The sequence below is a fragment of the Paracoccus alkanivorans genome, from assembly GCF_003697785.1.
In the GTDB taxonomy this organism is placed as follows: Bacteria; Pseudomonadota; Alphaproteobacteria; order Rhodobacterales; family Rhodobacteraceae; genus Paracoccus; species Paracoccus alkanivorans.
Map to the genome: position 1 here is coordinate 38,400 of NZ_QOKZ01000008.1, position 21,558 is coordinate 59,957.

The following is a 21,558-nucleotide window of genomic DNA, read 5'->3' on the forward strand; positions in this document are numbered from 1 at the left end:
GTCAAGCGGCGCCTGCTCCGGGCACCAATGCGCGATACTCGGCCATCAGCGCATCAAGATCGGCGGGCCTTGGCGGTTGTCGCATTGCCAGCGCGGCATCGGCGCGGCGCTGCGCCTCGGGTGACATGGCGCCGGCGGCGGCCACGACGGGCTCCATCGTGCTGATATCGCCATTGCAATGCAGCACCAGATCGCAGCCCGCCGCGATCGAGGCGGCGGCGCGTTCGGGCTCGGTCCCCGACAGGGCGTTCATGCCGATGTCATCCGTTACCAGCAGCCCGTCGAAGCCGATCCGTTCGCGGATGATCGAGACCATCCGGGAAGAAGCCGTTGCCGGTGCCTCGTCCAGCGCGGCAAAGCGGATATGCCCGGTCATTCCCATCGGCAGATCCTTCAGCGCCCGGAACGGCGCGAAATCCAGCGCGTTCAACTCCTCTTCGCTGGCGGTCACGGTCGGCAGGTCGTGATGACTGTCGGCCACGGCGCGGCCATGGCCCGGCATATGTTTGACGATCGGCAGAACGCCCGCCGCCAGCAATCCATCGGCTGCCGCCCGGCCCAGTTCGGCCACCCGGGCAGGATCGGTGCCGAAACAGCGGTTGCGCAGGAATGGATGGGTATCGGCCTGCGCCACGTCCAGCGCGGGCGCGCAATCGGAATCGATGCCGGCGTCGTGCAGCTCCGCCCCGATCAGGCGATAACGCAGCCACATCGCGCGCGCCCCCGCCTCCGCCTGATCGAGCGGTGCGGGCCATTCGCGCCAATGCGGGGCGCGCAGGCGCTGCACCCGTCCGCCTTCCTGATCGACGGTCACGACGGCGTCTCGGCCCACCGCGTCGCGCAGGTCTCCGGTCAGGCGGCGGAGCTGCTCGGGGTTATCGACATTGCGGGCGAATAGGATGAAGCCCCACGGATCGGCCGAGCGGAAGAAATCCCGCTCATCCGGTGTGAGGCTGATCCCGGCGATGCCGCCGAGGATCGTGGCGCTGCTGCTCACTGCGTGGCGAGGGCGATACAGTCGGTACCGCCCGCCTTCATCGCGGCGCAGAAGTTCTGGGCGTCCGACTTGTCGTCAAAGCCTGCCACCCGCAGTCTCCAGAAGGTGCGGCCATTCGACTCATGCTGCTGGATCACCTGTCCCTTGCCCGAAAAGAGCGAGCCGAACTTGCCCGAGAGGCGGCTCCATTCGCTTTTCGCGATGGCATCGCTGTCGAACGCGCCAAGCTGGACCACGGGACCGCCCGAGGCAACCTGAACCGGCGCGGGTTCGGGCTCGGAAGCTTCGGCTGCGGACGGGGCAGGGCGCGCGGCGGGTGCCTCGACGGCTGCGGTGACGGTGGCGGGTTCGCTCGCAGGCGCCTCGCTTTCGGCAGGGGCCGGAGTTGCGACAGAGGCCGTGCTCGGACGCCTTGCCGGCCGCACCGAACTGGCCAGCGCACCGGCATCACGGGTCGATTGGGCCTCTACCAATGCGGCGGTAATCGCGGCGGCCTGTGCGGGCACACCATTCTCGTCCGTAACCACCTCGTTGACGGGACCTTCGCTGGCCGGTGCATCGACGATCTCGGCGCTTGCGACCGCGTTTTCCGCGGCGGCATGCACAGCGGCTGCGGCGGCCTCGGCCTCGGCGCGTTTGCGCATTTCGCTATCCGAAAGCGGCTGGACAGGCTCTCCGTCGAAGCTGAGCGGGACCTCGGATTGATGCGAGGGCTCACGAGCGGTAATGCCGAACTCGCCCATCGCCACATCCTCGTCGGTCAGGCCGACCACGGCAGGGGCGATGGCCACCTGGTCGATCGGGGCCGGTTCCGCGCCCTCGGCGACATCGTTGACGGCATAGCCGGTATAGCTGGACAACTCGCCACCCGGATCCTCGGGGGTGGTGCGTGCCTCGCCTTCGACGGCGTGGATAACCGGCACGCCCGAGACGTCGCGCGACACCAGCTGCCATCCCCAGACCATCAACCCGATCATCAGCGCGACCGACGCCAATGCACCCAGGTAATGGGTCAGGCGCGCAAGCCGCGTCGTGAGGCTTTCGGTGCCGTCGGGATCGGCCGCAAAGCGAACGTCGTCCGGATCGGCCGCCTCGTCATCCCAACTGTTCTGATCATACGCAAATTCGCGCCGCACCTTGTGCCGCGAGAAAACATATCCGCCTTCGCGGAAATCCATCACTGCCATAGCCTGCCTGCCTGCCGGTTGATCCGGCTTAACGGTTACCTGCTCGTTTCATGCCGGCAGGGGCGCATCTTGAATCAGCGCATTTCCTCTGCCGGTGTGACACCCAAGATACCCAACCCGGATGAAATGACAACGCCAACAGCCCGGACAAGCGCGATTTTTGCCTGAGACGTGGCGGAGTCACCATCCTGCACAAAGCGCAGGCTGGTGTCGTCATTGCCGCGATTCCACAGCGAATGCAGGTCCGAGGCAAGCTCATAAAGGAAAAATGCGACGCGATGCGGCTCATGCGCGCGAGCGGCATGCTCGACAATGCGTGGCCATTCGGCAACTTTTTTGGCCAAGTCAAGCTCGGCGGCATGCGAAATCCGCGAAAGATCGGCGGATAACAGCGCGTCGTCCGAGACGTCGATTCCCGCTTCCCGCGCCCGGCGCAGGACCGAGTGGACCCGCGCGCTGGCATATTGCACATACCAGACGGGATTGTCCTTGGACTGTTCCAGCACGCGCGAGAAGTCGAAATCCAGGGCCGCGTCGTTCTTGCGGGTCAGCATGATGAAGCGGGTCACGTCGGCGCCCGCCTCCTCGACCACGTCGCGCAGGGTGACGAAGGTTCCGGCACGCTTGGACATCTTGAAGGGCTCGCCGTTCCTGAACAGCTTCACAAGCTGGATCAGCTTGACGTCCAGCGGCACGCGCCCGTTCGACAACGCCTTCACCGCCGCGTTCATCCGCTTGACATAACCGCCGTGATCGGCGCCCAGAACATCGATGAGCTGATCGAAGCCGCGCTCGATCTTGTCCCAGTGATAGGCGATATCGGGGGCGAAATAGGTCCAGGCGCCATCGGATTTCTGGATCGGGCGGTCGGAATCGTCGCCATGCGCGGACGAGCGGAACAGGGTCTGCTCGCGCGCCTCCCAGTCCTCGGGCAGCTTGCCCTTGGGCGGCTCCAGCACGCCGCGATAGATCAGACCCATGCCTTTCAGCCGTTCGATCGCCGCCTCGATCTTGCCGGTGCCGTAAAGCGCCTTTTCGCTGGAATAGACATCCATGCGCACGCCGAGTGCCGCCAGATCGGCGCGGATCACCTCCATCATCGCCTCGGTGGCGAACTCACGGATCTCGGTCAGCCATTCCGATTCCGGCTTGTCCAGCAGGCTGTCGCCGTATTTCGCCTTGAGCGCCTCTCCGACCGGAATCAGGTAATCGCCGGGATAAAGCCCTTCGCTGATCGCCGGCTCCAGCCCGTTGGCCTCGCGGTAGCGCTCATAGGCCGAGCGCGCCAGCACATCCACCTGCGCGCCGCCGTCGTTGATATAGTATTCGCGGGTCACCTCATGGCCCGAGAAATCCAGCAGGTTGGCCAGCGCATCGCCGAACACCGCGCCCCGGACATGGCCGACATGCATCGGGCCGGTGGGATTGGCGCTGACGAATTCGACATTGACCCTGGCTCCGGCGCCGATCTGCGAGCGCCCGAAATCGCCGCCCTGGCGAATGGCATCCTGCAGCACACCGCGCCAGACATCCGGGGCCAGACGCAGGTTCAGAAAGCCCGGCCCGGCGACCTCGGCGCCGGAAATGCGCGGATCGGTCAGTCTTGCGGCCAGCCTGTCGGCGATGTCGCGCGGTTTCATCCCGGCGGGCTTGGCCAGCACCATGGCGGCATTGGTCGCCATGTCGCCATGCGCCGGATCCCGTGGGGGCTCGACGGCCACATTCGCGTAATCCAGGCCGGCGGGGAGTTCCCCCGCCTGTGCCATCTGCTCCAGCGCCGCGACGACGATGCCGCGAAGATCGGTGAAAAGGTTCATTTTCGGCTTCCTGACTGATCAGGGCGGGTTAAACCCTGTGACCGGGGAAGGTCAACCATGCAGGTCAAGACGAAGGTTCACGCGACGCCCGGGGGGCGCTGCCCCCATCCGGCTGCGCCGGATTCCCCCGAGGTATTTGGACAAAGAAGAAAGGGCATACGGTCCCGCGGTGAAACGGGGGCCGCGCGGCCTGAATCAATCCCGGTGCATCAGCCGGTGCACCGCCCAACGGGCCGCATCCGCAACTGCCTCGTCGGGATCGTCAACAAGCCGCCGTGCGGTATCCGCCAGCCGGGATTTTCCCGAGTTTCCTATTGCGTAAAGGACGTTGCGGACAAGGCGGTCGCGTCCGATGCGCTTGATCGGGCTGCCGGAAAAGCGTGCCCGGAAACCGGCATCGTCCAGCGCGGCCAGCTCTTCCAGGGGGGGCGCATCCACGATGCCGCGATATCGCATCTCGGTTCCCGCCTGAGCGAACTTGTTCCAGGGGCAGGCGGCAAGGCAGTCATCGCAGCCATAAATCCGATTGCCCATCAACGCGCGCAGCTCGGGATCGACCGGCCCCTTGTGCTCGATCGTCAGGTAAGAGATGCAGCGCCGTGCATCCAGCTGGAATGGCCGGGGAAATGCATTTGTCGGGCAGATGTCCAGGCAGGCACGGCAGGACCCGCAATGCTCTGTCTCGGGCTTGTCGAGGGGCAGTTCCAGCGTCGTGAAGATCGCCCCCAGGAAGAACCAGCTTCCCAGATCCCGCGACAGCAGATTGGTATGCTTGCCCTGCCATCCCAGTCCCGCCGCCTCGGCCAGCGGCTTTTCCATCACCGGGGCGGTATCTACGAAAACCTTGATCTCATGGCCCGGTTCACGCTCCAGCAGCCATCGTCCCAACCGTTTGAGCCGTTTCTTGACGAGATCATGATAATCCCGCCCATGCGCATAGACGCTGATCGCCGCCCGGTCCCTTTGACGCAGGGCCTGCAATGGATCGTGATCCGGCGTATAAAGCTCTGCCAGCATGATCACCGAGCGTGCCTCGGGCCAGAGCGCAGCCGGGTTGCCACGCCAATGCGTGCGCTCGGCCATCCAGTCCATCTGCCCATGCCGGCCCGCCGCGAGGAACGCCCGCAATCTCTCGGCGATCCGGGGCACCGCACCCGGGGAGGTGACACGCATCCTCGCAAATCCGATCGCCTCTGCTTCGGCGGCCAGCGCATTCCTGATCGTGGTCTTCATGCCGTTCTCCCGGGCGGGGCGGGGGCAGGCTGCCCCCACCAGGGCAAGCCTGGCGCAGGATCAATAGGGCAGGCCATGATCCTTGTGCAGCAGGTCGATGGCCTTGCACAGATCGTCGGGCAGGGTCTTGCCGAAACCCGCGATCATGTGGTCGAGCTGCGGGACACTGGTTGCCCCGACGATCGGAACATTCCTGAAGGGCCGCGTCAACTGCCATGCGATTGCCATGTGGATCGGGTCCCAGCCATGTCCCGCAGCCAGTTCGTGATAAGCCTCGACCGCCGCCAGCGCCAGCGGGGTCTTGCGCCCGCCCAACGCGCCCGGCCCGCCATTCGCCCGGTCGACCGCCGCGCGGCTGCCCTCGGGCATGGCGTTATCCTGATACTTGCCGGTCAGAAGTCCCGCCGCAAGGGGCGAATAGGCAAGCAACGTCACCTCTTCGGCATTCGCGGTTTCGGCCAGGTCGGTATCATAGAGCCGGTAGAGCAGCGAATATTCGTTCTGGATCGCGGCGACGCGCGGCCCGCCCGTCCGGTCTGCCATGTCGCACCAGCGGGTCAGCCCCCATGCGGTCTCGTTCGACAGGCCGAAAGCGCGCAGCTTGCCGGATTTGACGGCATCGGCCATGGCCTCCAGCACATCGGCCATATGATCCAGCACCTGCTGTTTCGAGCGGCCCGAGGAATCGTAGCTCCAGTTCTGGCGAAACGCCCAGGTGCCACGGACCGGCCAATGCAGTTGATAAAGGTCGATCCGGTCGGTCCGCAGCCGCCGCAGCGAGGCGTCGATGGTTTGCCTGACGATGGCGCCGTCATAGGGCTGGCCATCGCGAAGCGTCTGGCTTGGGCCGGTGACCTTGGTCGCGATCTCGACCCGGTCGCGATTGCCGGGTTTCGACAGCCAGCGGCCCAGGATTTCCTCTGATTTCCCGATGGTTTCGCGCCGCACCGGGTTGACCGGATACATTTCGGCGCAGTCCATGAATGTCACGCCGGCATTCACTGCGCGGTCCATCTGGGCATGGGCATCCGCTTCGCTCGTCTGGTTTCCGAATGTCATGGTGCCCAGGCAGATCTCGCTGACCTCGACATCGCTACCGCCAAGTTTCACACGTTTCATCGCTGCCTCTGTTCTGCGCGCTCCGCGCGGCAGGCTAGGGATAACGGCAGGGGATACAACCCTTTTTCAGCCCAGATGGCGCAGCCGGTCCAGTGCGCCCTGCAGGATATAGCCCGCCGCGACCTGGTCGATCACCTCCGAGCGGCGCTTGCGCGACGTGTCGGCCTCGAGAAGCGCGCGTTCGGCGGCGACCGTGGACAGGCGCTCGTCCCAGAAGCCGATGGGCAGATCGGTCAGGCGCGACAGGTTGCGCGCAAAGGCCCGGGTCGATTGCGCGCGCGGTCCTTCGGTTCCGTCCATGTTGCGCGGCAGGCCGAGGATCAGCCCGGTGATCCGCCTTTCGTTCAAAATCGCCAGAAGGTCGGCGGCGTCCAGCGTGAATTTCCGCCGCCGGATCACCTTGAGCGGAGAGGCGATCTGCCGCATCCCGTCGCTGACCGCGACCCCGATGGTCTTGGTGCCCAGATCGAGCCCGGCCAAGGCGCCCATCCGGGGCAGGACGGCCGCCAGATCGGCGATATCTTCATGGATCATTCGATCAATCCCGCCTTTTCCGCCGCCGCCCTGATTGGCGCGATCGCCTCGGGCGTGGCACCAAAGCGCTGCTGCGCCTCGTTCCAGATCGCGCGGGCCCGGTCGGTCTGCCCCAGAACCGCCAGCGACCCGATCAGCCGCGCCCATTCCTCGGGCGAGCCGCCTTCCGTCGCAAGCCGCGATTCCAGACCGGCGACCATGTTTTCGATCATTTCCTGCCGTTCCTCGCCGGTCATGTCCTCGGCAGCCGCCACCGCGTCTGCATCGGGGCCGGGCAGGGCGGGCATCCCGGTGGCTTCCGGTTCCGGCGGAACATAATCCGGATGCCCGGCCAGCCAGGCGAGATCCCGGATGCCTGCCCGGATCGGCGCGTTCCAGGGGGCGTCATATGGCCCTTCTTCCAGCAACTGCCGCCAGACTGGGAAGGCGCGGTCGGGGCGGCCGTTCTGCAATTGCAGCAGCCCCAGAAGATAGCGGCCCTGCGGCAGGCTCCGGTCCTTTTGCAATGCCCGCGCAAGCACCTCCTCGGCCTCCGGGGTGATGAGCCCGCCCGCCGCCTCGATCATCAGGGCAGACAGTCGCAGCAATTCCTGTGCGCTGGCCTGATCGCCGCGCAGATCGACCAGTCTTTGCTGAGCTTCGCGCGCGGCGATCATGTTGCCCAGCCTCATCTCGTTGGTGGCCAGCAGGGTCAGCCCCTGCGGATCGTCGGGGGTCTTGGCGACAGCCTCGCGCAGCTGCTCGACGAGGGCTACATATTCGTCATCGACCTTGGGCTTGTCGCGCTCCGGGGCAGCGGCTTCGGCTTCGGCCTGGTTCGGGCGGTCGTCATAGGCGCGTTCCGCGGCGGCGATCCGCTTTGACAGCGGCAGGTCCGGAGCTGTCGGAGCCCCCTGGTAAAGATAGAGCCCGAATGCCCCGGCAAGCAGCAGCAGCAGCACGATCCCCGCGCCGGCCATCTTGCCGCCATGGCGCGAGGGGGAGGGCTCGGCCAGCCTGCGGTCGGCGTCCAGCACCTTGCGGCCGATCTCGTTGCGCAGGCGTCCGGCCTCGTCCCCGCCGATCACGCCGCGCTCCAGGTCGCGCTCGACCTCGCGCAGCTGGTCGCGGTAGACACGCAGGTCGTAGGCGGCAGCCGACGGTGCCCCGGTATCGCGCGCGCGCCTGAGCGGAGCGGCAATCGCAGCCGCGACCACCAGTGTCAGAAGCGCGCATAAAAGCCAGAACATCGGGGTCTCCTTGATCTTCCGGGGCCGGACTAGCCGGATTTCGTCCGGCGGGAAAGTGAAACCGCGATGACAAGCCCGCGATGCAGACCTTTGCATGATGGGATGCCGTCATTCCCTATACCGTGCCCGATACCCTACACCGGGCAGGCCGCTGCCACGCGCTCCCATCCGGAATGTATCGCCTTTCCCGCGCAGTTAAAAACGACGCAGTGTCGCATTTCGCCGTGATCTGCCGCAAGCTGCCTTGTCAGGGTTGGAAGCCGCCGCCATGGTGTCCCCTGATTCAGAATGGGGTTCCCATGGCTACTGCACCGCGTTCCGGCCGCTATTCCGTCTTTGCCATCGCCCGCGAGGCGCTGCGCCAGCATCAGGGCTGGCAGCGGGCCTGGGCCAATCCGCAGCCGCGCGACCGCTACAAGGTGGTGATCGTCGGTGCGGGCGGGCACGGGCTGGCGACGGCCTATTATCTCGGCAAGAATTTCGGCATCACCGATGTCGCGGTGATCGAGAAGGGCTGGCTTGGCGGCGGCAATACCGGGCGCAACACCACGATCATCCGTTCGAACTATCTGCAGGATCCGTCGGCGGCGATCTACAACAAGTCGCTGCAGCTTTATGAAACCCTGTCGCAGGATCTGAACTACAACATCATGTTCAGCCCGCGCGGGGTGATCATGCTGGCGCAGACCGAACATGAGGTCCGCGGCTACAAGCGCACCTCTTACGCCAACAACCTGCAAGACGTGGCAACCGAATGGATCGAGCCTGCCCGCGTCAAGGAACTGGTCCCGATCATCAACCTTGAAGGGCCGCGCTATCCCGTTCTGGGCGGGTTGTACCAGCCGCGCGGGGGCACCGCCCGTCATGACGCGGTGGCATGGGGATATGCGCGCGCCTGCAGCGACATGGGCATGCATATCATCCAGAACTGCGAGGTGCAGGGGGTCGAGACCGAGGCCGGGCAGGTGCGTGCCGTCAATACCTCGAAGGGCCGGATCGGCTGCGAGAAGCTGGCGCTGGTGGTGGCCGGCCATTCCAGCCAGCTGGCCGAGATGGCGGGATTCCGTCTGCCCATCGAAAGCGTGGCGCTGCAGGCCCTGGTGTCCGAGCCGATCAAGCCATGCATGGATGTCGTGGTGATGGCCAATACCGTCCATGGCTACCTGTCGCAATCCGACAAGGGCGAGATGGTGATCGGCGGCGGCACCGACGGGTTCAACAACTTCACCCAACGCGGCTCGTGGCATCATGTCGAGGAAACAGTGCGGGCACTGGTCGAGACATTCCCGATGATCTCGCGCCTCAAGATGCTGCGGCAATGGGGCGGTATCGTGGACATGACCGGGGACCGCTCGCCGATCCTGTCGGCGACCCCGGTGGGCGGCGTCTTTGTCAATTGCGGTTGGGGCACCGGCGGGTTCAAGGCGATCCCCGGCTCGGGCTGGGCGATGGCCGAATTGCTGGCCAATGGCACCCCGGGCCCGCTTGCCGCCGAATTCGGTCTGAACCGTTTTCGCGAGGGGCGTTTCATCGACGAATCCGTTGCCGCCGGCGTGGCACATTAGCCAGGGTTCCGAATATGGAAAATCTCTCAGGAACCTTTGTGGCCCGCCGGGAATTGACTCGTTGTCAACCATGTCAGCGAAAGGGGCAATCATGGCTGAGGGTAACAAGAACGGGCTTTACTATATCATCGGCGCCGTCGTGGTCGTCGTGGCACTGTTGTTCTTCTACATGGGCGGCGGAGAAAGCGGCGATACGGCGGTCGAGGAACCGGCGGCGACCGAAGCGCCCGCCGATGACGCGGCTGCAGACACTGAAGCACCTGCCGATGGTGCCGCAACGGAAGAACCGGCACCGGCCAACTGACGCGCATCGCGGGGACAAGTCCCCGTCTGCACCATTGAAATACTCGCGGGGTTTGCCGCGTTTGCGGCAGGTCATGCCACGGCTTGGCCTGTGCCTGCCATTCAACCGGGCCGGGGGTGGTGTATCGCTCCCGGTTCCGGTTTGCGCGCGGGGCTGGCCATGACGCGCGATCCCGGCCTCGAATCCCAGCTTCTCGACGATCTCGATCACCCGGAGGGCCTTGAGGGCCGCCCGATGTTCGGCGGGCTCTGCTACATGCTGAACGGGCATATGCTTTGTGCCTCGCGCGAGGGCAGGGCGATGTTCCGGGTCGGCAAGGCGTCCGAACCCGAGGCGCTGCGTTTTCCCGGCACCGAACGCATGTCGCAATCAGGCCGCGACAAGCCCGGATTCATCTGGCTGTCCGGACCTTCGCTTGCCGATGACACCATCCGCCAGGGTCTCGCCCGCATGGCGCTGGCCCATGTTTCCACTTTTCCGCCCAAGGACCGTTGAATGCTGATACTGACCTGTCCCTATTGTGGTGTTCAAGCCGAAGAAACCGAGCTGCATCCGGGCGGCGAGGCGCATCTGAAACGCGTCGGTCCCGATGGCGATGACGCGGAGTTCGAGGGCTACCTGTTTGCCCGCAAGAACCCCAAGGGCGTGCATTTCGAGCGCTGGCGCCATGCCTATGGCTGCGGCAAATGGTTCCTGGCCGCCCGCGATACCGCCACATTGCAGGTCTTTGGCACCTACAGCGCCCAGACCCCGCATCCGCCCGCCGAGATCGTCTCCGCGATCCAGGCATCCCGCCCCGACTGGCAACCCGACTGGACCTGACGCAAGATGACCTATACGCCTCCTTTCCGTCTGGCCCATGGCGGCCGTCTCATCGACCGTGCCTTCCAGGTTCCTTTCCGCTTTGACGGCCGCCACCTGCGCGGCGTGCAGGGCGATACGCTGGCCTCGGCCATGCTGGCCAATGGGCAGATAATGCTGGGCCGGTCCTTCAAGTATCACCGCCCGCGCGGTCCGCTCGCCTCGGGCGCGGAAGAGCCCAACGCCCTGTTCGGCCTTGGCCAGGGCGGCCGGTTCGAGCCCAACCAGCGCGCCACCACCACCGCGCTGGTTCCGGGCATGGTGCTGAGCAGCCAGAATTGCTGGCCGTCGCTGGATGCCGATATCGGCGCGGTCAACAACTGGCTGTCGCCGATGTTCCCGGCGGGTTTCTATTACAAGACCTTCATGCAGCCGCGCCCGTTCTGGAAACATGTGTTCGAGCCGATCATCCGCCGCAGTGCCGGGCTTGGCCGTGCGCCGAAGGATCGCGACCCCGACATGTATGAGCAGGCCTATGGCTTTGCCGATGTGGTCGTTATCGGTGGTGGCATCGCCGGGTTGACCGCCGCGCGCGAGGCGGCCGAACATGGCGAACGCGTGATCGTGCTGGAACAGAACCCGGTCTGGGGCGGCCGCAGCCCGGTCGATCACCGCGACGGAGAGGCCGCCATCGACGCGCTGCTGGCCGATCTGCGCGGGCGCGGCAATGTCACCCTGCGCCGCAACTGCATGGCGACGGGGCTTTACGATCACGGTTATCTTCTGGCGCGCGAGGCGCTGGCCGATCACGATCCCGATCAGGGCATACCGCGCCAGCGGCTGTGGCGTATCCGGGCGGGGCGGATCGTCACCGCGACGGGCGCGCTGGAAAGGCCGCTCAGCTTTGCCTGCAACGATGTGCCGGGCGTGATGCTGGCCTCGGCAGTGCGGGACTTCATCAGCGATTACGGCGTGGCACCCGGCCAGAAGATCGTCGTTGTGACCAATAACGACGATGCCTATCGCACGGCGCTCACCGCCTCTGATGCCGGCCTCGACGTGGTGGCGATCATCGATGCCCGCGTGGATGTCTCGGGCGAACTGCCGCAGGCCGCGCGTGCCCGCAATATCCCGATCCTGCTGGGCACCGGCATCGCCAAGGTCAAGGGCAGCCGCCATGTCGAGGGCGTGGCGCTTTGCGACCAGTCCGGCGATGGCACGGTCAGCGGCGGTCTGGATTGCGATATCGTCGCCATGTCCGGCGGCTGGTCCCCGGTCGTCCATCTGTGGAGCCATTGCGGCGGCAAGCTGCTTTGGGACGAGGGGCGGGCCATGTTCCGCCCCGATCCCGAGCGCCCGCCCCTCGGGGCGGATGGCCGCGGCAATGTTCTGGCCGTCGGCGCGGCGAATGGCGATCTGCGCTGCGCGGGCGATCTGGAACGCCCCGAGGGCGCGACCATGCCGGTTTGGGTGATGCCCCGGAACGCCCCCTACAAGCTGCGCTCCAAGATGTGGCTGGATTTCCAGAACGACGTGAAGGTGAGCGACGTGGAACTGGCCGCGCGCGAGGGCTATGCAAGCGTCGAGCATACCAAGCGTTATACCACGCTCGGCATGGCCACGGATCAGGGCAAGGTCAGCAATATCAACGGGCTCGCCGTGCTGTCCAAGGCTCTGGATCAGCCGATCCCGGCGACCGGGACGACCACCTTCCGCCCGCCCTATACGCCGCTGACATTGGCCACCATCGCCGCCGATGCGCGGGGCGAGGCGTTCCAGCCGCTGCGCAAGACCGCGATGCATGGCTGGCACGAAAAGCATGGCGCATCATGGGAACCCGTGGGCCATTGGCGCCGCCCATACAGCTATCCCCGCGCGGGCGAGGATCGCCATGACGCCGTCAATCGCGAGATCATGGCGGTGCGTGGTGGCGTGGGCACGCTGGACGCCTCGACCCTTGGCAAGATCATCGTCAAGGGGCCGGATGCCGGGCGGCTGATGGACATGCTCTATACCAACATGATGTCTAATCTCGCCATCGGCAAATGCCGCTATGGGCTGATGTGCAGCGAGAACGGTTTCCTGATGGATGACGGCGTGGTCGCGCGGCTGTCCGAGGACACATGGCTGTGCCACACCACCACGGGCGGGGCGGACCGCATTCATGGTCACATGGAAGACTGGCTGCAATGCGAATGGTGGGACTGGCAGGTCTATACCGCCGACCTGACCGAGCAATACGCCCAGATCGCCGTTGCCGGTCCCAGGGCCCGCGACCTGCTCGAACGCCTGCCCGGCAGTATCGACCTTTCAGCCGGGGCCTTCCCCTTCATGACCTGGAAAGAGGGCGATATCGCCGGCATCCCCGCCCGTATCTATCGCATCAGCTTTTCGGGAGAGCTCAGCTACGAGATTGCGGTGCCCGCCTCCCGTGGGCTGGAACTGTGGGAAAAGCTGCACGAGGTGGGCAGTGATCTCGACATTACCCCCTATGGCACCGAGGCGATGCATGTGATGCGCGCGGAAAAGGGCTTCATCATGATCGGCGATGAAACCGACGGCACCATCATCCCGCAGGATCTGGGGTTGAACTGGGCGATCTCCAAGAAGAAGGCCGATTATATCGGCAAACGCGCCCAGGCCCGCGGCCATATGACCGACCGCTCGCGCTGGCAGCTAGTCGGGCTGGAAAGCCTTGATGGCCGTGTGCTGCCCGACGGCGCTTATGCGGTCGATGAGGGCCGCAACTCCAATGGCCAGCGCAAGACGCAGGGGCGCGTCACCTCCAGCTATCATTCGCCGACGCTGAGCAGGCCGATCGCGATGGGGCTGGTCCGGCACGGGCCGGACCGGATGGGGCAGGTGCTGGAATTCCCGCTGCCCTCGGGCGAAGTGATGAAGGCGCGGATCTGCGATCCGGTCTTCTTCGACAAGGAAGGGAGCCGTCTGAATGGCTGACGCAATCGCTACCGTTACTCCGGTCGAAGGGCTGGGCATGATCACGATCCGCGCCGATCTGTCACGCGCGGGCGATGCCATCGCCGAAGCCGTCGGTCTTGCTGTTCCCGCGGTCACGCGGATCACCTCCGATGGCAGCCGCGGCCTCGGCTGGATGTCCCCGGACGAGCTTTTGCTGGTGCTGCCCCGGCAGGAAACCGCCGAGGCCCTCAGCATGCTTGAGCAGGCGCTGGCCGGCGAACACGCGCTGATCGTGGATGTCTCGGACGCCCGCGCGGCATTCGACGTCACCGGCCCTCATGCCGAAGACGTGATCGCCAAGCTCTGCCCCGCCGATCCCACAGCCCTGCCGCCCGACGGCCTGCGCCGCACCCGCGCGGCACAGACCGCCGCCGCCTTCTGGCGGATCGAGGGCGGGTTCCGCCTGATCGGCTTTCGCTCGACCGCCGATTACCTGGGATTGATCCTGCGGAACGCGGCGATTCCCGGCAGCCGGCTTGCTCCGCGTTGAATCGAACAGGCGGGCCTGCCTTCTTCTTCATCCAAATATCCGCGGGGGTGAATTGACCGGCAGGTCAAGAGGGGGCGGCAGCCCCCTTTGCCAAACCCGCCTTCCCCCTCTTGCGTTACCGGGGCAAATGCGGGACTGTGCCCACGGCTTAACGGCTCAGGCCTTTCATTAAAGGAGAGGAAAATGGCTTTCACCCTTCCCGATCTTCCCTATGCCCATGACGCGCTGGCTGCTGCGGGCATGTCGAAAGAGACGCTGGAATATCACCACGACAAGCACCATAACGCCTATGTCGACAAGCTGAACGAGCTGGTCGCGGGCACCGAATGGGAAGGCAAGTCGCTGGAGGATATCGTCAAGGGCACCTATCGCAACGGTGCCGTGGCGCAAAACGGCATCTTCAACAATGCCAGCCAGCATTGGAACCATACCCAGTTCTGGGAAATGATGGCGCCAAAATCGGGCGCGATCCCGTCGGAACTGGAAAAAGCGCTGACCGAATCCTTCGGCTCGGTCGACGAGTTCAAGAAGAAGTTCTCCGAAGCGGGCGCGGGCCAGTTCGGCTCGGGCTGGGCCTGGCTGGTCAAGAATGCCGATGGCTCGCTGGCCGTGACCAAGACCGAGAACGGCGTGAACCCGCTTTGCTTCGACCAGACGGCACTGCTTGGCTGCGATGTGTGGGAGCATTCCTATTACATCGATTTCCGCAATGCGCGCCCGAAATACCTGTCGAACTTCCTCGACAATCTGGTGAACTGGGAAAACGTCGCCTCGCGGCTCTGATTTCACGCGTAAACGCGTAAAGTCGAAACGGAAGGACCTGCCGGGGACAAGCCCGGCAGGTCCTTTTCGATTCGGCCCCGGCATGATCAAGGCGCGGGACCTGACGGTGCCTCGACAATTCCTTCAGCGCAGTGACGGGCTCGGGATCAGGCTGCCTCGGCTTTACGGAGCTTCGGTCCGGATCGTGACATCCACCGCGCCGCCGCCCGCACCGGTGATCCTTATGGCCTCGACCCCATCGACCAGAATCAGCCGGTCCTCGCCATTCGCACTGTCTTCCTGCGTGACATCCGGCATTTCCTCGCCCTCGGCCGGAGGGTTCAGCAACAGGGCGATATTGTCTTCACCCGCGTTGTAATCCCCGATCGTGGCGATACCGTCCTGGTGGTCGAAACGATAATCGATGGTGAAGGAATCCGCGCCTTCGCCACCGGTGCCGGAATCGCTGCTGGCCAGCCACAATTCGTCATCCCCTGCGCCGCCGTCGAGAATATCGGCCTTGTCCTCTTCGGCCTCGGTCGCGTTACGTGCCGCGGCATGATCTTCGCCCAGGCCCGACAGGGTGTCATTGCCGTCGCCGCCATAAAGCTGATCCGCACCGTGATGACCGATCAGCAGATCATTTCCCTCATCGCCGGCCAGGATGTCGTCACCGTAAAGCCCGTTGATCGTGTCATTGCCTGAACCGCCTGTGACCAGATCGTTCTGCCAGCCGGCATTGACATAATCGTTTCCTGCCCCGGCATGGACGATATCGTTGTGCAGCCTGCTCCAGATGGTGTCGTCGCCCTCGCCCCCAAGGATATAATCCCGCTGATGGGAGCCGTCGAGAAAATCATCCCCTCCCTGGCCCGCCATCGCATGCGATGTGTCGTCACTGGCATTCATGCTGTCGTCGCCCTCGCCTCCGACCCAAAGCGCGTCATAGGCGTCGGGGTCGTAATCCTCCATGCCAGCGAAAGGATCGTCGTCCGGATCGGGATCGGAAGAGGACCCGTTGCCGTCATCATCATCGTGCAGCGCGAGACCGGCCGACAAAGACGCGGCAAACAGCACCCACCAGAATCCAAGCTGCATCGAGTATTCGCCGAACATGATCTGCCCCCGTCATTCCTATTCCTGCGCGGGCGTGGTTGTGAAATTCTCCCGCGCCGCGGCATTGGCAAATGCCTTCAACGCAGTATAAGACCATCTGCGACGAAAACACGAGAGCAAGGTGCCCCATGGCCAACCAAAATGACAGCTTTATCGATGAGGTGACCGAAGACCTGCGTCGAGACCGGCTGTTCGCGCTGTTTCGCCGTTACGGGTGGATCGCGGTTCTGGTGATCCTGGGCATCGTGGGAGGCGCTATCTGGCGCGAGTGGTCCCTGTCGCGTGAACGCGCCGAGGCGCGGGCATGGGGCGATGCCGTCCTGGCGGCCGAAACCGGGGGCGATCCGGCGGCCCTGGCGAATGTGGATCCGCAGGATTCGGCGGAGCGCAAGGCCCTGACCGGGTTGCTGGCGGCGGGGCAATGGGCGGAGTCCGGTGGCCGCGATGCCGCGGCCGAGACATTGCGGGGCGTGACGGAAGCCGCGGAGACAGAGGGTGTCTTGCAGGAACTGGCGCAGTTGAAGCTGGTGATGCTGGAGGGCTCCGCGATGGATCCGTCTCAGCGCGACGAGATCCTGGCGCATCTGTCGCGCGGCGGAGCCCCGTTCGAGTTGCTGGCGCTGGAGCAAAAGGCGGTGGCACTGATCGAGGCGGATCGCAAGGAGGATGCCATCACGCTGATCCAGCAAATCCAGAAAAGGCCAGGACTGAGCGAAGCCTTGCGTCGGCGGCTGTCGGAGATGATGATTGCCTTGGGATTCGAACCCGAAGCGAATGATGTCCTTCCGGACGAATGATGACATCGGGAAGGGCGATAATGACAAGCGAGGGAGGGCGAGCATGACCGCCACGTTGCGACTGATCATGGCTCTTGCAGCCGCAGTGAGCCTGTCGGCCTGTGGAGATCGGGAGGTCATCCTGCCCGGCGAGCGGCTGGATCCGCTGGCCGTGACTTCGCCGGACGGGCCGGCCGTCGAAGGTCCGGCGCCCGTCAGTTCCACTGCCCTGTCTCTGGCAGCGCCTCGTGTGAATGGCGAATGGACCCATCGGGGCGGCAATGCCGCGCATCAGCCGGGACATGTCGCCCTGGGCGCGGGAACCAGCCGTATCTGGAGCGCGAATATCGGGCAGGGCAATGACCGGCGCCATCGCATCACTGCCGATCCCATCGTCGCGGGGGGGCGTGTCTTCACGCTGGACAGCCGCGCGACGGTGACGGCGACGGCGCTTTCGGGCGGCACCGCCTGGTCCACCGACATCACCCCCGTCGGCGACAGCCGCGACAGCGCTTCGGGAGGCGGGCTGGCCTATGAGGGCGGGCGCGTCTTTGCGACGACCGGCTTTGGCGAGTTGGTGGCGCTGGACGCGGCCTCGGGCCGGATCCTGTGGCGGCAGCGCGTGAATACGGCCGTCGGTGGCGGCCCGGCGGTGCAGAACGGCACGGTCTATGTCGCCGCGCGAAACAATATCGGATGGGCGATCCGCGCCGCCGATGGCAAGGTCCTGTGGCAAAGCTCGGGCACGCCGTCCTCTTCCGGGGTGATGGGGGTTTCGGTGCCTGCCGTTCAGGGCAATACGGTGGTCTTCCCATTCACCTCCGGACAGCTTCTGGCGGTCGATACGGAAACCGGCGGAACGCTGTGGTCGGCTCAGGTCGCGGGCACGCGGATTGGCCGCGCCATCGCGACGATTCGCGACATGACCGGCGATCCGGTGATCTCGGGCGGAACGGTCTATGGCGGCACCTCCTCGGGCCGCATCGATGCGGTTGAGATGGCCACGGGCATGCGGAACTGGTCCTCGCGCGACGGGGCGAACGGCCCGGTTGTGGTTGCGGGCGGTTCGGTCTTTGCGGTGAACGATCAGGCCGAGCTGATCCGTCTGGACGCCGCGACTGGCGGGGTGATCTGGCGGATCGAACTGCCCTATTACACAGACCAGAAAACCAGGCGGCAGGATAGCATCCATGCCCATTATGGCCCGGTTCTGGCCGGAGGACGGCTGTTCGTCGCCTCAAGCGACGGCGTGCTTCGCGCCTTCGATCCGGGGTCGGGGCAACTGGTCGGACAGGGGCAGATTCCCGGTGGCGCCGCGGCGGCTCCGGTCGTGGCGGGGCAAACGCTTTACGTCGTGGCCCGCAGCGGCCAGTTGCACGCATTCCGATGAGCTTCACCCTCGCCATCGTCGGCCGTCCGAATGTCGGGAAATCGACGCTGTTCAACCGCTTGGTCGGCAAGCGGCTGGCGCTGGTCGATGACCAGCCCGGCGTGACCCGCGACCTGCGCGAAGGGCAGGGGCGCTTGGGCGATCTGCGCTTCGTCGTGATCGATTCCGCAGGTCTCGAGATGGCCGATGACGACAGCCTGCAAGGCCGGATGCGCCGCCTGACCGAGCGTGCGGTGGACGAGGCAGATATTTGCCTTTTCGTCGTCGATGCCCGCGCGGGCGTCACGGCGGCGGACGAGTATTTCGCCGATATCCTGCGCCGCCGCGCCCGTCACGTGATCCTCGCCGCCAACAAGGCCGAGGGCCGGGCCGGTGAATCCGGCGCGCTGGAAGCCTATGCGCTCGGGCTCGGAGAGCCTCTGCGCCTGTCGGCCGAGCATGGCGAGGGGATGGACGATCTCTATCGTGCGCTGGTTCCGCTGTCCGAGCAGGTCGAGGCGGAACGCCCCGCGCCCATCGAGCCCGCGACGGATGTGGATATCCCGGAGCAGGAGGCGGAAAGCGGCGAGGGGGCCGAGGATTGGCGGCCATCGGAGGCGCGGCCCCTGCAGCTTGCGGTGATCGGCCGGCCCAATGCCGGAAAATCGACGCTGATCAACAAGATCATCGGCGAGGACCGGCTGCTGACCGGCCCAGAGGCCGGGATTACCCGAGATTCGATCAGCGTCAAGACCGAGTTCATGAGCACGCCGATGCGGATCTTCGACACGGCGGGGATGCGCAAGCGCGCCAAGGTAACGGACAAGGTCGAAAAGCTGTCAGTGGCCGATGGGCTGCGCGCCGTCCGCTTCGCCGAGGTGGTGGTCGTGCTGCTGGACGTGGCAATCCCCTTCGAGCAGCAGGATCTGCGCATCGCCGATTTCGCCGAGACCGAGGGCCGCGCCGTCGTGGTCGCCGCGAACAAGTGGGACCTCGAGGACGACAAGCCCCACAAGCTGAACGAACTGCGTGCGAATTTCGAACGCTTGCTGCCGCAGTTGAAAGGGGCTCCGCTGGTCACGGTCTCGGCCCGGACCGGCAAGGGGCTGGACCGTCTGCACGCCGCGATCCTCAAGGCGCATGAGGTCTGGAACCGGCGCATCTCGACCGCCAGGCTGAATCGTTGGCTGGAGGCGATGACCGAAAGCCACCCGCCACCGGCGCCGGGCGGTCGGCGGATACGGCTGCGCTATATGACGCAGGTCAAGACGCGCCCGCCCGCCTTCATCGTGAAGGCCACCCATACCGACAAGCTGCCCGACAGCTATCAGCGTTACCTCGTCAACGGGCTGCGGTCGGATTTCGACATGCCCGGCACGCCCATCCGGCTGTTCTTCCGCGACCAGGGGCTGGACAATCCCTATCGCGCGAAAGCGAACAAGATCAGCCAGTCCGGAGCACTGTCAAAACACAAGAACCGGCAGCGTCCAAAGGGCGAATAGGTTGCCGGGCTGCCGCCGCGGATTCAACCACCCGTGCGACGCACCAGCGAGAAACCGGCCATGGCGGCATAGCCTTTGACCAATGCCTCGCGGTCGGCATATGAAAGCACGCTGTCGATGTCGTCGAACCCCGCCGGCGCCAGTTTCTCGACCGCATCGATCACGCCCTCCGGGCCGCCCTTGCGGTTCTGAACCACGATATCCGCGGTCTTGGGGCGGCGGTCGGTTTCGTAGACCCAAAGCGCAGCGCGGGGATGGGGCTGGGTCTTCAGCGCATCGGCAAGGCTGCGCGCGTCAAGCACTGCCTGGCTGGCTCCGTTCGAGCCGACCGGATACATCGGATGTGCTGCATCTCCCAACAGTGTCACACGGCCAAAGCTCCAGCGTGGCAGGGGATCGCGATCGGCCATCGGATACTCGAAAATCTCTGAAGTGGCCCGGACCAGCGCCTGGATATCGTAGTCGGGAACCGAAAACCGCCGTGCATGGGGCAGGACCGTCGCCAGCGGCACCTTGCGAGACCAGCTATCTGGCGGTGGTGGGCTGACGGCGGGGTCCTTCGTGCGGATGTTTACCACCCAGTTCATCAACTGCCGTCCATCGGGTTCGGGCGGAGCGATCGGATAAAGGACCAGCTTGCCGCCAAGCCCGCCGCCGATCGCCATCACCGTGCCGTCGCGCCATGGCGGCGCAACAGACGCGCCGCGCCACATCGACACGCCGTTCCACGAGGGAGGGCCCTCATCGGGATAGAAATGCCGCCGCCCGGCCGAGTGGATGCCATCCGCGCAGATCAGCACATCTCCCCGCAGGACCTGCGCGGGTCCCCCCTCGCCGGAGTCCAGGAACTGTGCCGTTACACCGCCCTCGTCCTGCACGAACCCGGCCAGCCGCCGGCCGCATTCCACTGCGCCACTTCCCAACCGTGCGATGACGGCATCGTAAAGAACTTTTTGCAGTCGCCCGCGATGGATCGAGAATTGCGGCACGTCGTGACCGGCCAGCATGCCGCGCGGTTCGGACCAGACCTCCTGACCCGCGCGGGTATAGTAATGGAGATGCGTGGTGCGGACGGCCACCCGGTCCAGCGCATCGAGCAATCCCAACTCGTCGAGCTCGCGAATCGCGTGAGGCAGGATATTGATGCCGACCCCGACTTCACGCATCTCGCGCGAACTTTCCCGGATCGTGCATGGTATGCCGCGCGCGTGCAGCATCAGGGCGGTGGTCAGTCCCCCGATGCCGGCACCGGCGATCAGGACATGCATCAGCCCTCCTCCTCGGGCGGCAGGAAATCGACCTCATGGGCGGCCGAGACGGCGACCACCTCGGCCGGGTTCGGGTTCGGTCCCAGATTGTGCAGCGCCCAGAACAGGTCATAGAGGCGTCGCGAGGGCGCCACCCAGAACAGGCATTTGATATCCGTGTCCGAACGGTTGAAGATCCCATGCGGCACTCCCATCGGCATGCGGACCAGGTCGCCCGGTGCCGCGCGATGGTCGGTGCCGTCCAGCCAAAGATCAAAGCAGCCATCAAGGACATAGATGAACTCGTCCTGCGTCGGATGGATATGGGGCGGCACGAATGTGCCCTTGGGAAAGGTCGCATGCCAGGACATGGATTGTTCGGAATGCTGTTTCGGCACATAGATCTGACCGAGGATGTTCCAGCTGATTCCGTCGATGCCCTCGGTGGCGCGGGTTATCCCGGCATTCATGGCGATCTCCTTTCATGCGTGCGGTATATGTGTCCCGGCTCTGTCGCGGCCTGTTTCGCGT

The 21,558-nt window shown here is 65.2% G+C and carries 20 protein-coding genes; 10 read left to right on the forward strand and 10 right to left on the reverse strand.

All coding sequences use genetic code 11. The features are described from left to right. Nucleotide 1: 1 nt before the first annotated feature. The 7 genes from C9E81_RS17755 to ccmI all read right to left on the reverse strand — a co-directional run bounded on the left by C9E81_RS17755 (nucleotide 2) and on the right by ccmI (nucleotide 8,116). A complete protein-coding gene (locus C9E81_RS17755; protein ID WP_122113697.1) occupies nucleotides 2–997 on the reverse strand; it encodes a glycoside hydrolase family 3 N-terminal domain-containing protein in 996 nt (331 codons plus the stop codon). Then, nucleotides 994–2,184, reverse strand: coding sequence for an SPOR domain-containing protein (locus C9E81_RS17760; RefSeq protein ID WP_122113698.1), 1,191 nt, complete (start codon nucleotides 2,182–2,184; stop codon nucleotides 994–996). Before C9E81_RS17760 ends, C9E81_RS17755 begins: the two co-directional genes overlap by 4 nt. Before the next feature lie 74 nt (nucleotides 2,185–2,258). Continuing rightward, nucleotides 2,259–4,001, reverse strand: coding sequence for an arginine--tRNA ligase (gene argS / locus C9E81_RS17765; protein ID WP_122113699.1), 1,743 nt, complete (start codon nucleotides 3,999–4,001; stop codon nucleotides 2,259–2,261). A 195-nt stretch (nucleotides 4,002–4,196) separates the two neighbouring features. Further along, on the reverse strand, nucleotides 4,197–5,234 hold the full coding sequence (gene queG / locus C9E81_RS17770) for a tRNA epoxyqueuosine(34) reductase QueG (RefSeq protein WP_122113700.1): 1,038 nt from the start codon (nucleotides 5,232–5,234) through the stop codon (nucleotides 4,197–4,199). A gap of 60 nt (nucleotides 5,235–5,294) precedes the next feature. After that, entirely contained in the window at nucleotides 5,295–6,353 is a 1,059-nt protein-coding gene (locus C9E81_RS17775; RefSeq protein ID WP_122113701.1) for an aldo/keto reductase, read from the reverse strand. 66 nt (nucleotides 6,354–6,419) lie between these two features. Further along, on the reverse strand, nucleotides 6,420–6,887 hold the full coding sequence (ruvX, locus tag C9E81_RS17780) for a Holliday junction resolvase RuvX (RefSeq protein ID WP_122113702.1): 468 nt from the start codon (nucleotides 6,885–6,887) through the stop codon (nucleotides 6,420–6,422). Next, nucleotides 6,884–8,116, reverse strand: coding sequence for a c-type cytochrome biogenesis protein CcmI (gene ccmI / locus C9E81_RS17785; RefSeq protein ID WP_122113703.1), 1,233 nt, complete (start codon nucleotides 8,114–8,116; stop codon nucleotides 6,884–6,886). Before ccmI ends, ruvX begins: the two co-directional genes overlap by 4 nt. 299 nt (nucleotides 8,117–8,415) lie before the next feature. Between ccmI and C9E81_RS17790 the strand changes: the two genes are divergently transcribed. The 7 genes from C9E81_RS17790 (at nucleotide 8,416) to C9E81_RS17820 (ending at nucleotide 15,038) form a co-directional block, all read left to right on the forward strand. Next, nucleotides 8,416–9,681, forward strand: coding sequence for a sarcosine oxidase subunit beta family protein (locus C9E81_RS17790; RefSeq protein ID WP_122113704.1), 1,266 nt, complete (start codon nucleotides 8,416–8,418; stop codon nucleotides 9,679–9,681). Nucleotides 9,682–9,772: 91 nt separating this feature from the next. Further along, nucleotides 9,773–9,985 (forward strand): hypothetical protein, encoded by a 213-nt coding sequence (locus tag C9E81_RS17795; protein WP_122113705.1) that lies wholly within the window; start codon nucleotides 9,773–9,775, stop codon nucleotides 9,983–9,985. Between the two features lie 159 nt (nucleotides 9,986–10,144). Then, entirely contained in the window at nucleotides 10,145–10,480 is a 336-nt protein-coding gene (locus tag C9E81_RS17800) for a TfoX/Sxy family protein (protein ID WP_122113706.1), read from the forward strand. Continuing rightward, nucleotides 10,481–10,807 (forward strand): sarcosine oxidase subunit delta, encoded by a 327-nt coding sequence (locus tag C9E81_RS17805; protein WP_122113707.1) that lies wholly within the window; start codon nucleotides 10,481–10,483, stop codon nucleotides 10,805–10,807. Nucleotides 10,808–10,813: 6 nt separating this feature from the next. Beyond that, a complete protein-coding gene (locus C9E81_RS17810; RefSeq protein WP_122113708.1) occupies nucleotides 10,814–13,744 on the forward strand; it encodes a sarcosine oxidase subunit alpha family protein in 2,931 nt (976 codons plus the stop codon). Beyond that, a complete protein-coding gene (locus tag C9E81_RS17815) occupies nucleotides 13,737–14,255 on the forward strand; it encodes a sarcosine oxidase subunit gamma (RefSeq protein ID WP_122113709.1) in 519 nt (172 codons plus the stop codon). Before C9E81_RS17810 ends, C9E81_RS17815 begins: the two co-directional genes overlap by 8 nt. Nucleotides 14,256–14,438: 183 nt before the next feature. Continuing rightward, nucleotides 14,439–15,038, forward strand: a complete 600-nt coding sequence (locus tag C9E81_RS17820) for a superoxide dismutase (RefSeq protein WP_122113710.1) — start codon at nucleotides 14,439–14,441, stop codon at nucleotides 15,036–15,038. Between the two features lie 162 nt (nucleotides 15,039–15,200). On the opposite strand, the gene C9E81_RS17825 is transcribed toward C9E81_RS17820, so the two are convergent. After that, nucleotides 15,201–16,133 (reverse strand): calcium-binding protein, encoded by a 933-nt coding sequence (locus C9E81_RS17825; RefSeq protein WP_122113711.1) that lies wholly within the window; start codon nucleotides 16,131–16,133, stop codon nucleotides 15,201–15,203. Between the two features lie 128 nt (nucleotides 16,134–16,261). Here C9E81_RS17825 and C9E81_RS17830 point away from each other — a divergent pair, with 128 nt between their 5' ends. The 3 genes from C9E81_RS17830 to der are packed head-to-tail and all read left to right on the forward strand — an operon-like array spanning nucleotide 16,262 to nucleotide 19,780. After that, entirely contained in the window at nucleotides 16,262–16,930 is a 669-nt protein-coding gene (locus C9E81_RS17830; protein WP_122113712.1) for a tetratricopeptide repeat protein, read from the forward strand. Between the two features lie 43 nt (nucleotides 16,931–16,973). Beyond that, nucleotides 16,974–18,299, forward strand: a complete 1,326-nt coding sequence (locus C9E81_RS17835) for a PQQ-like beta-propeller repeat protein (protein ID WP_122113713.1) — start codon at nucleotides 16,974–16,976, stop codon at nucleotides 18,297–18,299. Then, nucleotides 18,296–19,780 carry a ribosome biogenesis GTPase Der gene (der, locus tag C9E81_RS17840; protein ID WP_122113714.1) on the forward strand — a complete coding sequence of 495 codons (1,485 nt, stop codon included), beginning with the start codon at nucleotides 18,296–18,298 and terminating at the stop codon, nucleotides 19,778–19,780. The genes C9E81_RS17835 and der overlap by 4 nt, the downstream gene beginning before the upstream one ends. A gap of 23 nt (nucleotides 19,781–19,803) precedes the next feature. Here the strand turns inward: der and C9E81_RS17845 are convergent, their stop codons facing one another. Together C9E81_RS17845 and C9E81_RS17850 are read right to left on the reverse strand one after the other, a co-directional pair. Beyond that, nucleotides 19,804–21,048, reverse strand: a complete 1,245-nt coding sequence (locus C9E81_RS17845) for a flavin-dependent oxidoreductase (protein ID WP_122113715.1) — start codon at nucleotides 21,046–21,048, stop codon at nucleotides 19,804–19,806. Further along, nucleotides 21,048–21,497, reverse strand: a complete 450-nt coding sequence (locus tag C9E81_RS17850) for a cupin domain-containing protein (RefSeq protein WP_122113716.1) — start codon at nucleotides 21,495–21,497, stop codon at nucleotides 21,048–21,050. The genes C9E81_RS17845 and C9E81_RS17850 overlap by 1 nt, the downstream gene beginning before the upstream one ends. Between the last annotated feature and the right edge of the window lie 61 nt (nucleotides 21,498–21,558).

Coding starts and splice junctions, on each gene's coding strand:
- C9E81_RS17760 (WP_122113698.1), bottom strand. CDS start 2,184: ATGGCAGTGATGGATTTCCGCGAAGGCGGATATGTTTTCTCGCGGCAC.
- argS (WP_122113699.1), bottom strand. CDS start 4,001: ATGAACCTTTTCACCGATCTTCGCGGCATCGTCGTCGCGGCGCTGGAG.
- queG (WP_122113700.1), bottom strand. CDS start 5,234: ATGAAGACCACGATCAGGAATGCGCTGGCCGCCGAAGCAGAGGCGATC.
- C9E81_RS17775 (WP_122113701.1), bottom strand. CDS start 6,353: ATGAAACGTGTGAAACTTGGCGGTAGCGATGTCGAGGTCAGCGAGATC.
- ruvX (WP_122113702.1), bottom strand. CDS start 6,887: ATGATCCATGAAGATATCGCCGATCTGGCGGCCGTCCTGCCCCGGATG.
- ccmI (WP_122113703.1), bottom strand. CDS start 8,116: ATGTTCTGGCTTTTATGCGCGCTTCTGACACTGGTGGTCGCGGCTGCG.
- C9E81_RS17790 (WP_122113704.1), top strand. CDS start 8,416: ATGGCTACTGCACCGCGTTCCGGCCGCTATTCCGTCTTTGCCATCGCC.
- C9E81_RS17795 (WP_122113705.1), top strand. CDS start 9,773: ATGGCTGAGGGTAACAAGAACGGGCTTTACTATATCATCGGCGCCGTC.
- C9E81_RS17800 (WP_122113706.1), top strand. CDS start 10,145: ATGACGCGCGATCCCGGCCTCGAATCCCAGCTTCTCGACGATCTCGAT.
- C9E81_RS17805 (WP_122113707.1), top strand. CDS start 10,481: ATGCTGATACTGACCTGTCCCTATTGTGGTGTTCAAGCCGAAGAAACC.
- C9E81_RS17810 (WP_122113708.1), top strand. CDS start 10,814: ATGACCTATACGCCTCCTTTCCGTCTGGCCCATGGCGGCCGTCTCATC.
- C9E81_RS17815 (WP_122113709.1), top strand. CDS start 13,737: ATGGCTGACGCAATCGCTACCGTTACTCCGGTCGAAGGGCTGGGCATG.
- C9E81_RS17820 (WP_122113710.1), top strand. CDS start 14,439: ATGGCTTTCACCCTTCCCGATCTTCCCTATGCCCATGACGCGCTGGCT.
- C9E81_RS17825 (WP_122113711.1), bottom strand. CDS start 16,133: ATGTTCGGCGAATACTCGATGCAGCTTGGATTCTGGTGGGTGCTGTTT.
- C9E81_RS17830 (WP_122113712.1), top strand. CDS start 16,262: ATGGCCAACCAAAATGACAGCTTTATCGATGAGGTGACCGAAGACCTG.
- C9E81_RS17835 (WP_122113713.1), top strand. CDS start 16,974: ATGACCGCCACGTTGCGACTGATCATGGCTCTTGCAGCCGCAGTGAGC.
- der (WP_122113714.1), top strand. CDS start 18,296: ATGAGCTTCACCCTCGCCATCGTCGGCCGTCCGAATGTCGGGAAATCG.
- C9E81_RS17845 (WP_122113715.1), bottom strand. CDS start 21,048: ATGCATGTCCTGATCGCCGGTGCCGGCATCGGGGGACTGACCACCGCC.
- C9E81_RS17850 (WP_122113716.1), bottom strand. CDS start 21,497: ATGAATGCCGGGATAACCCGCGCCACCGAGGGCATCGACGGAATCAGC.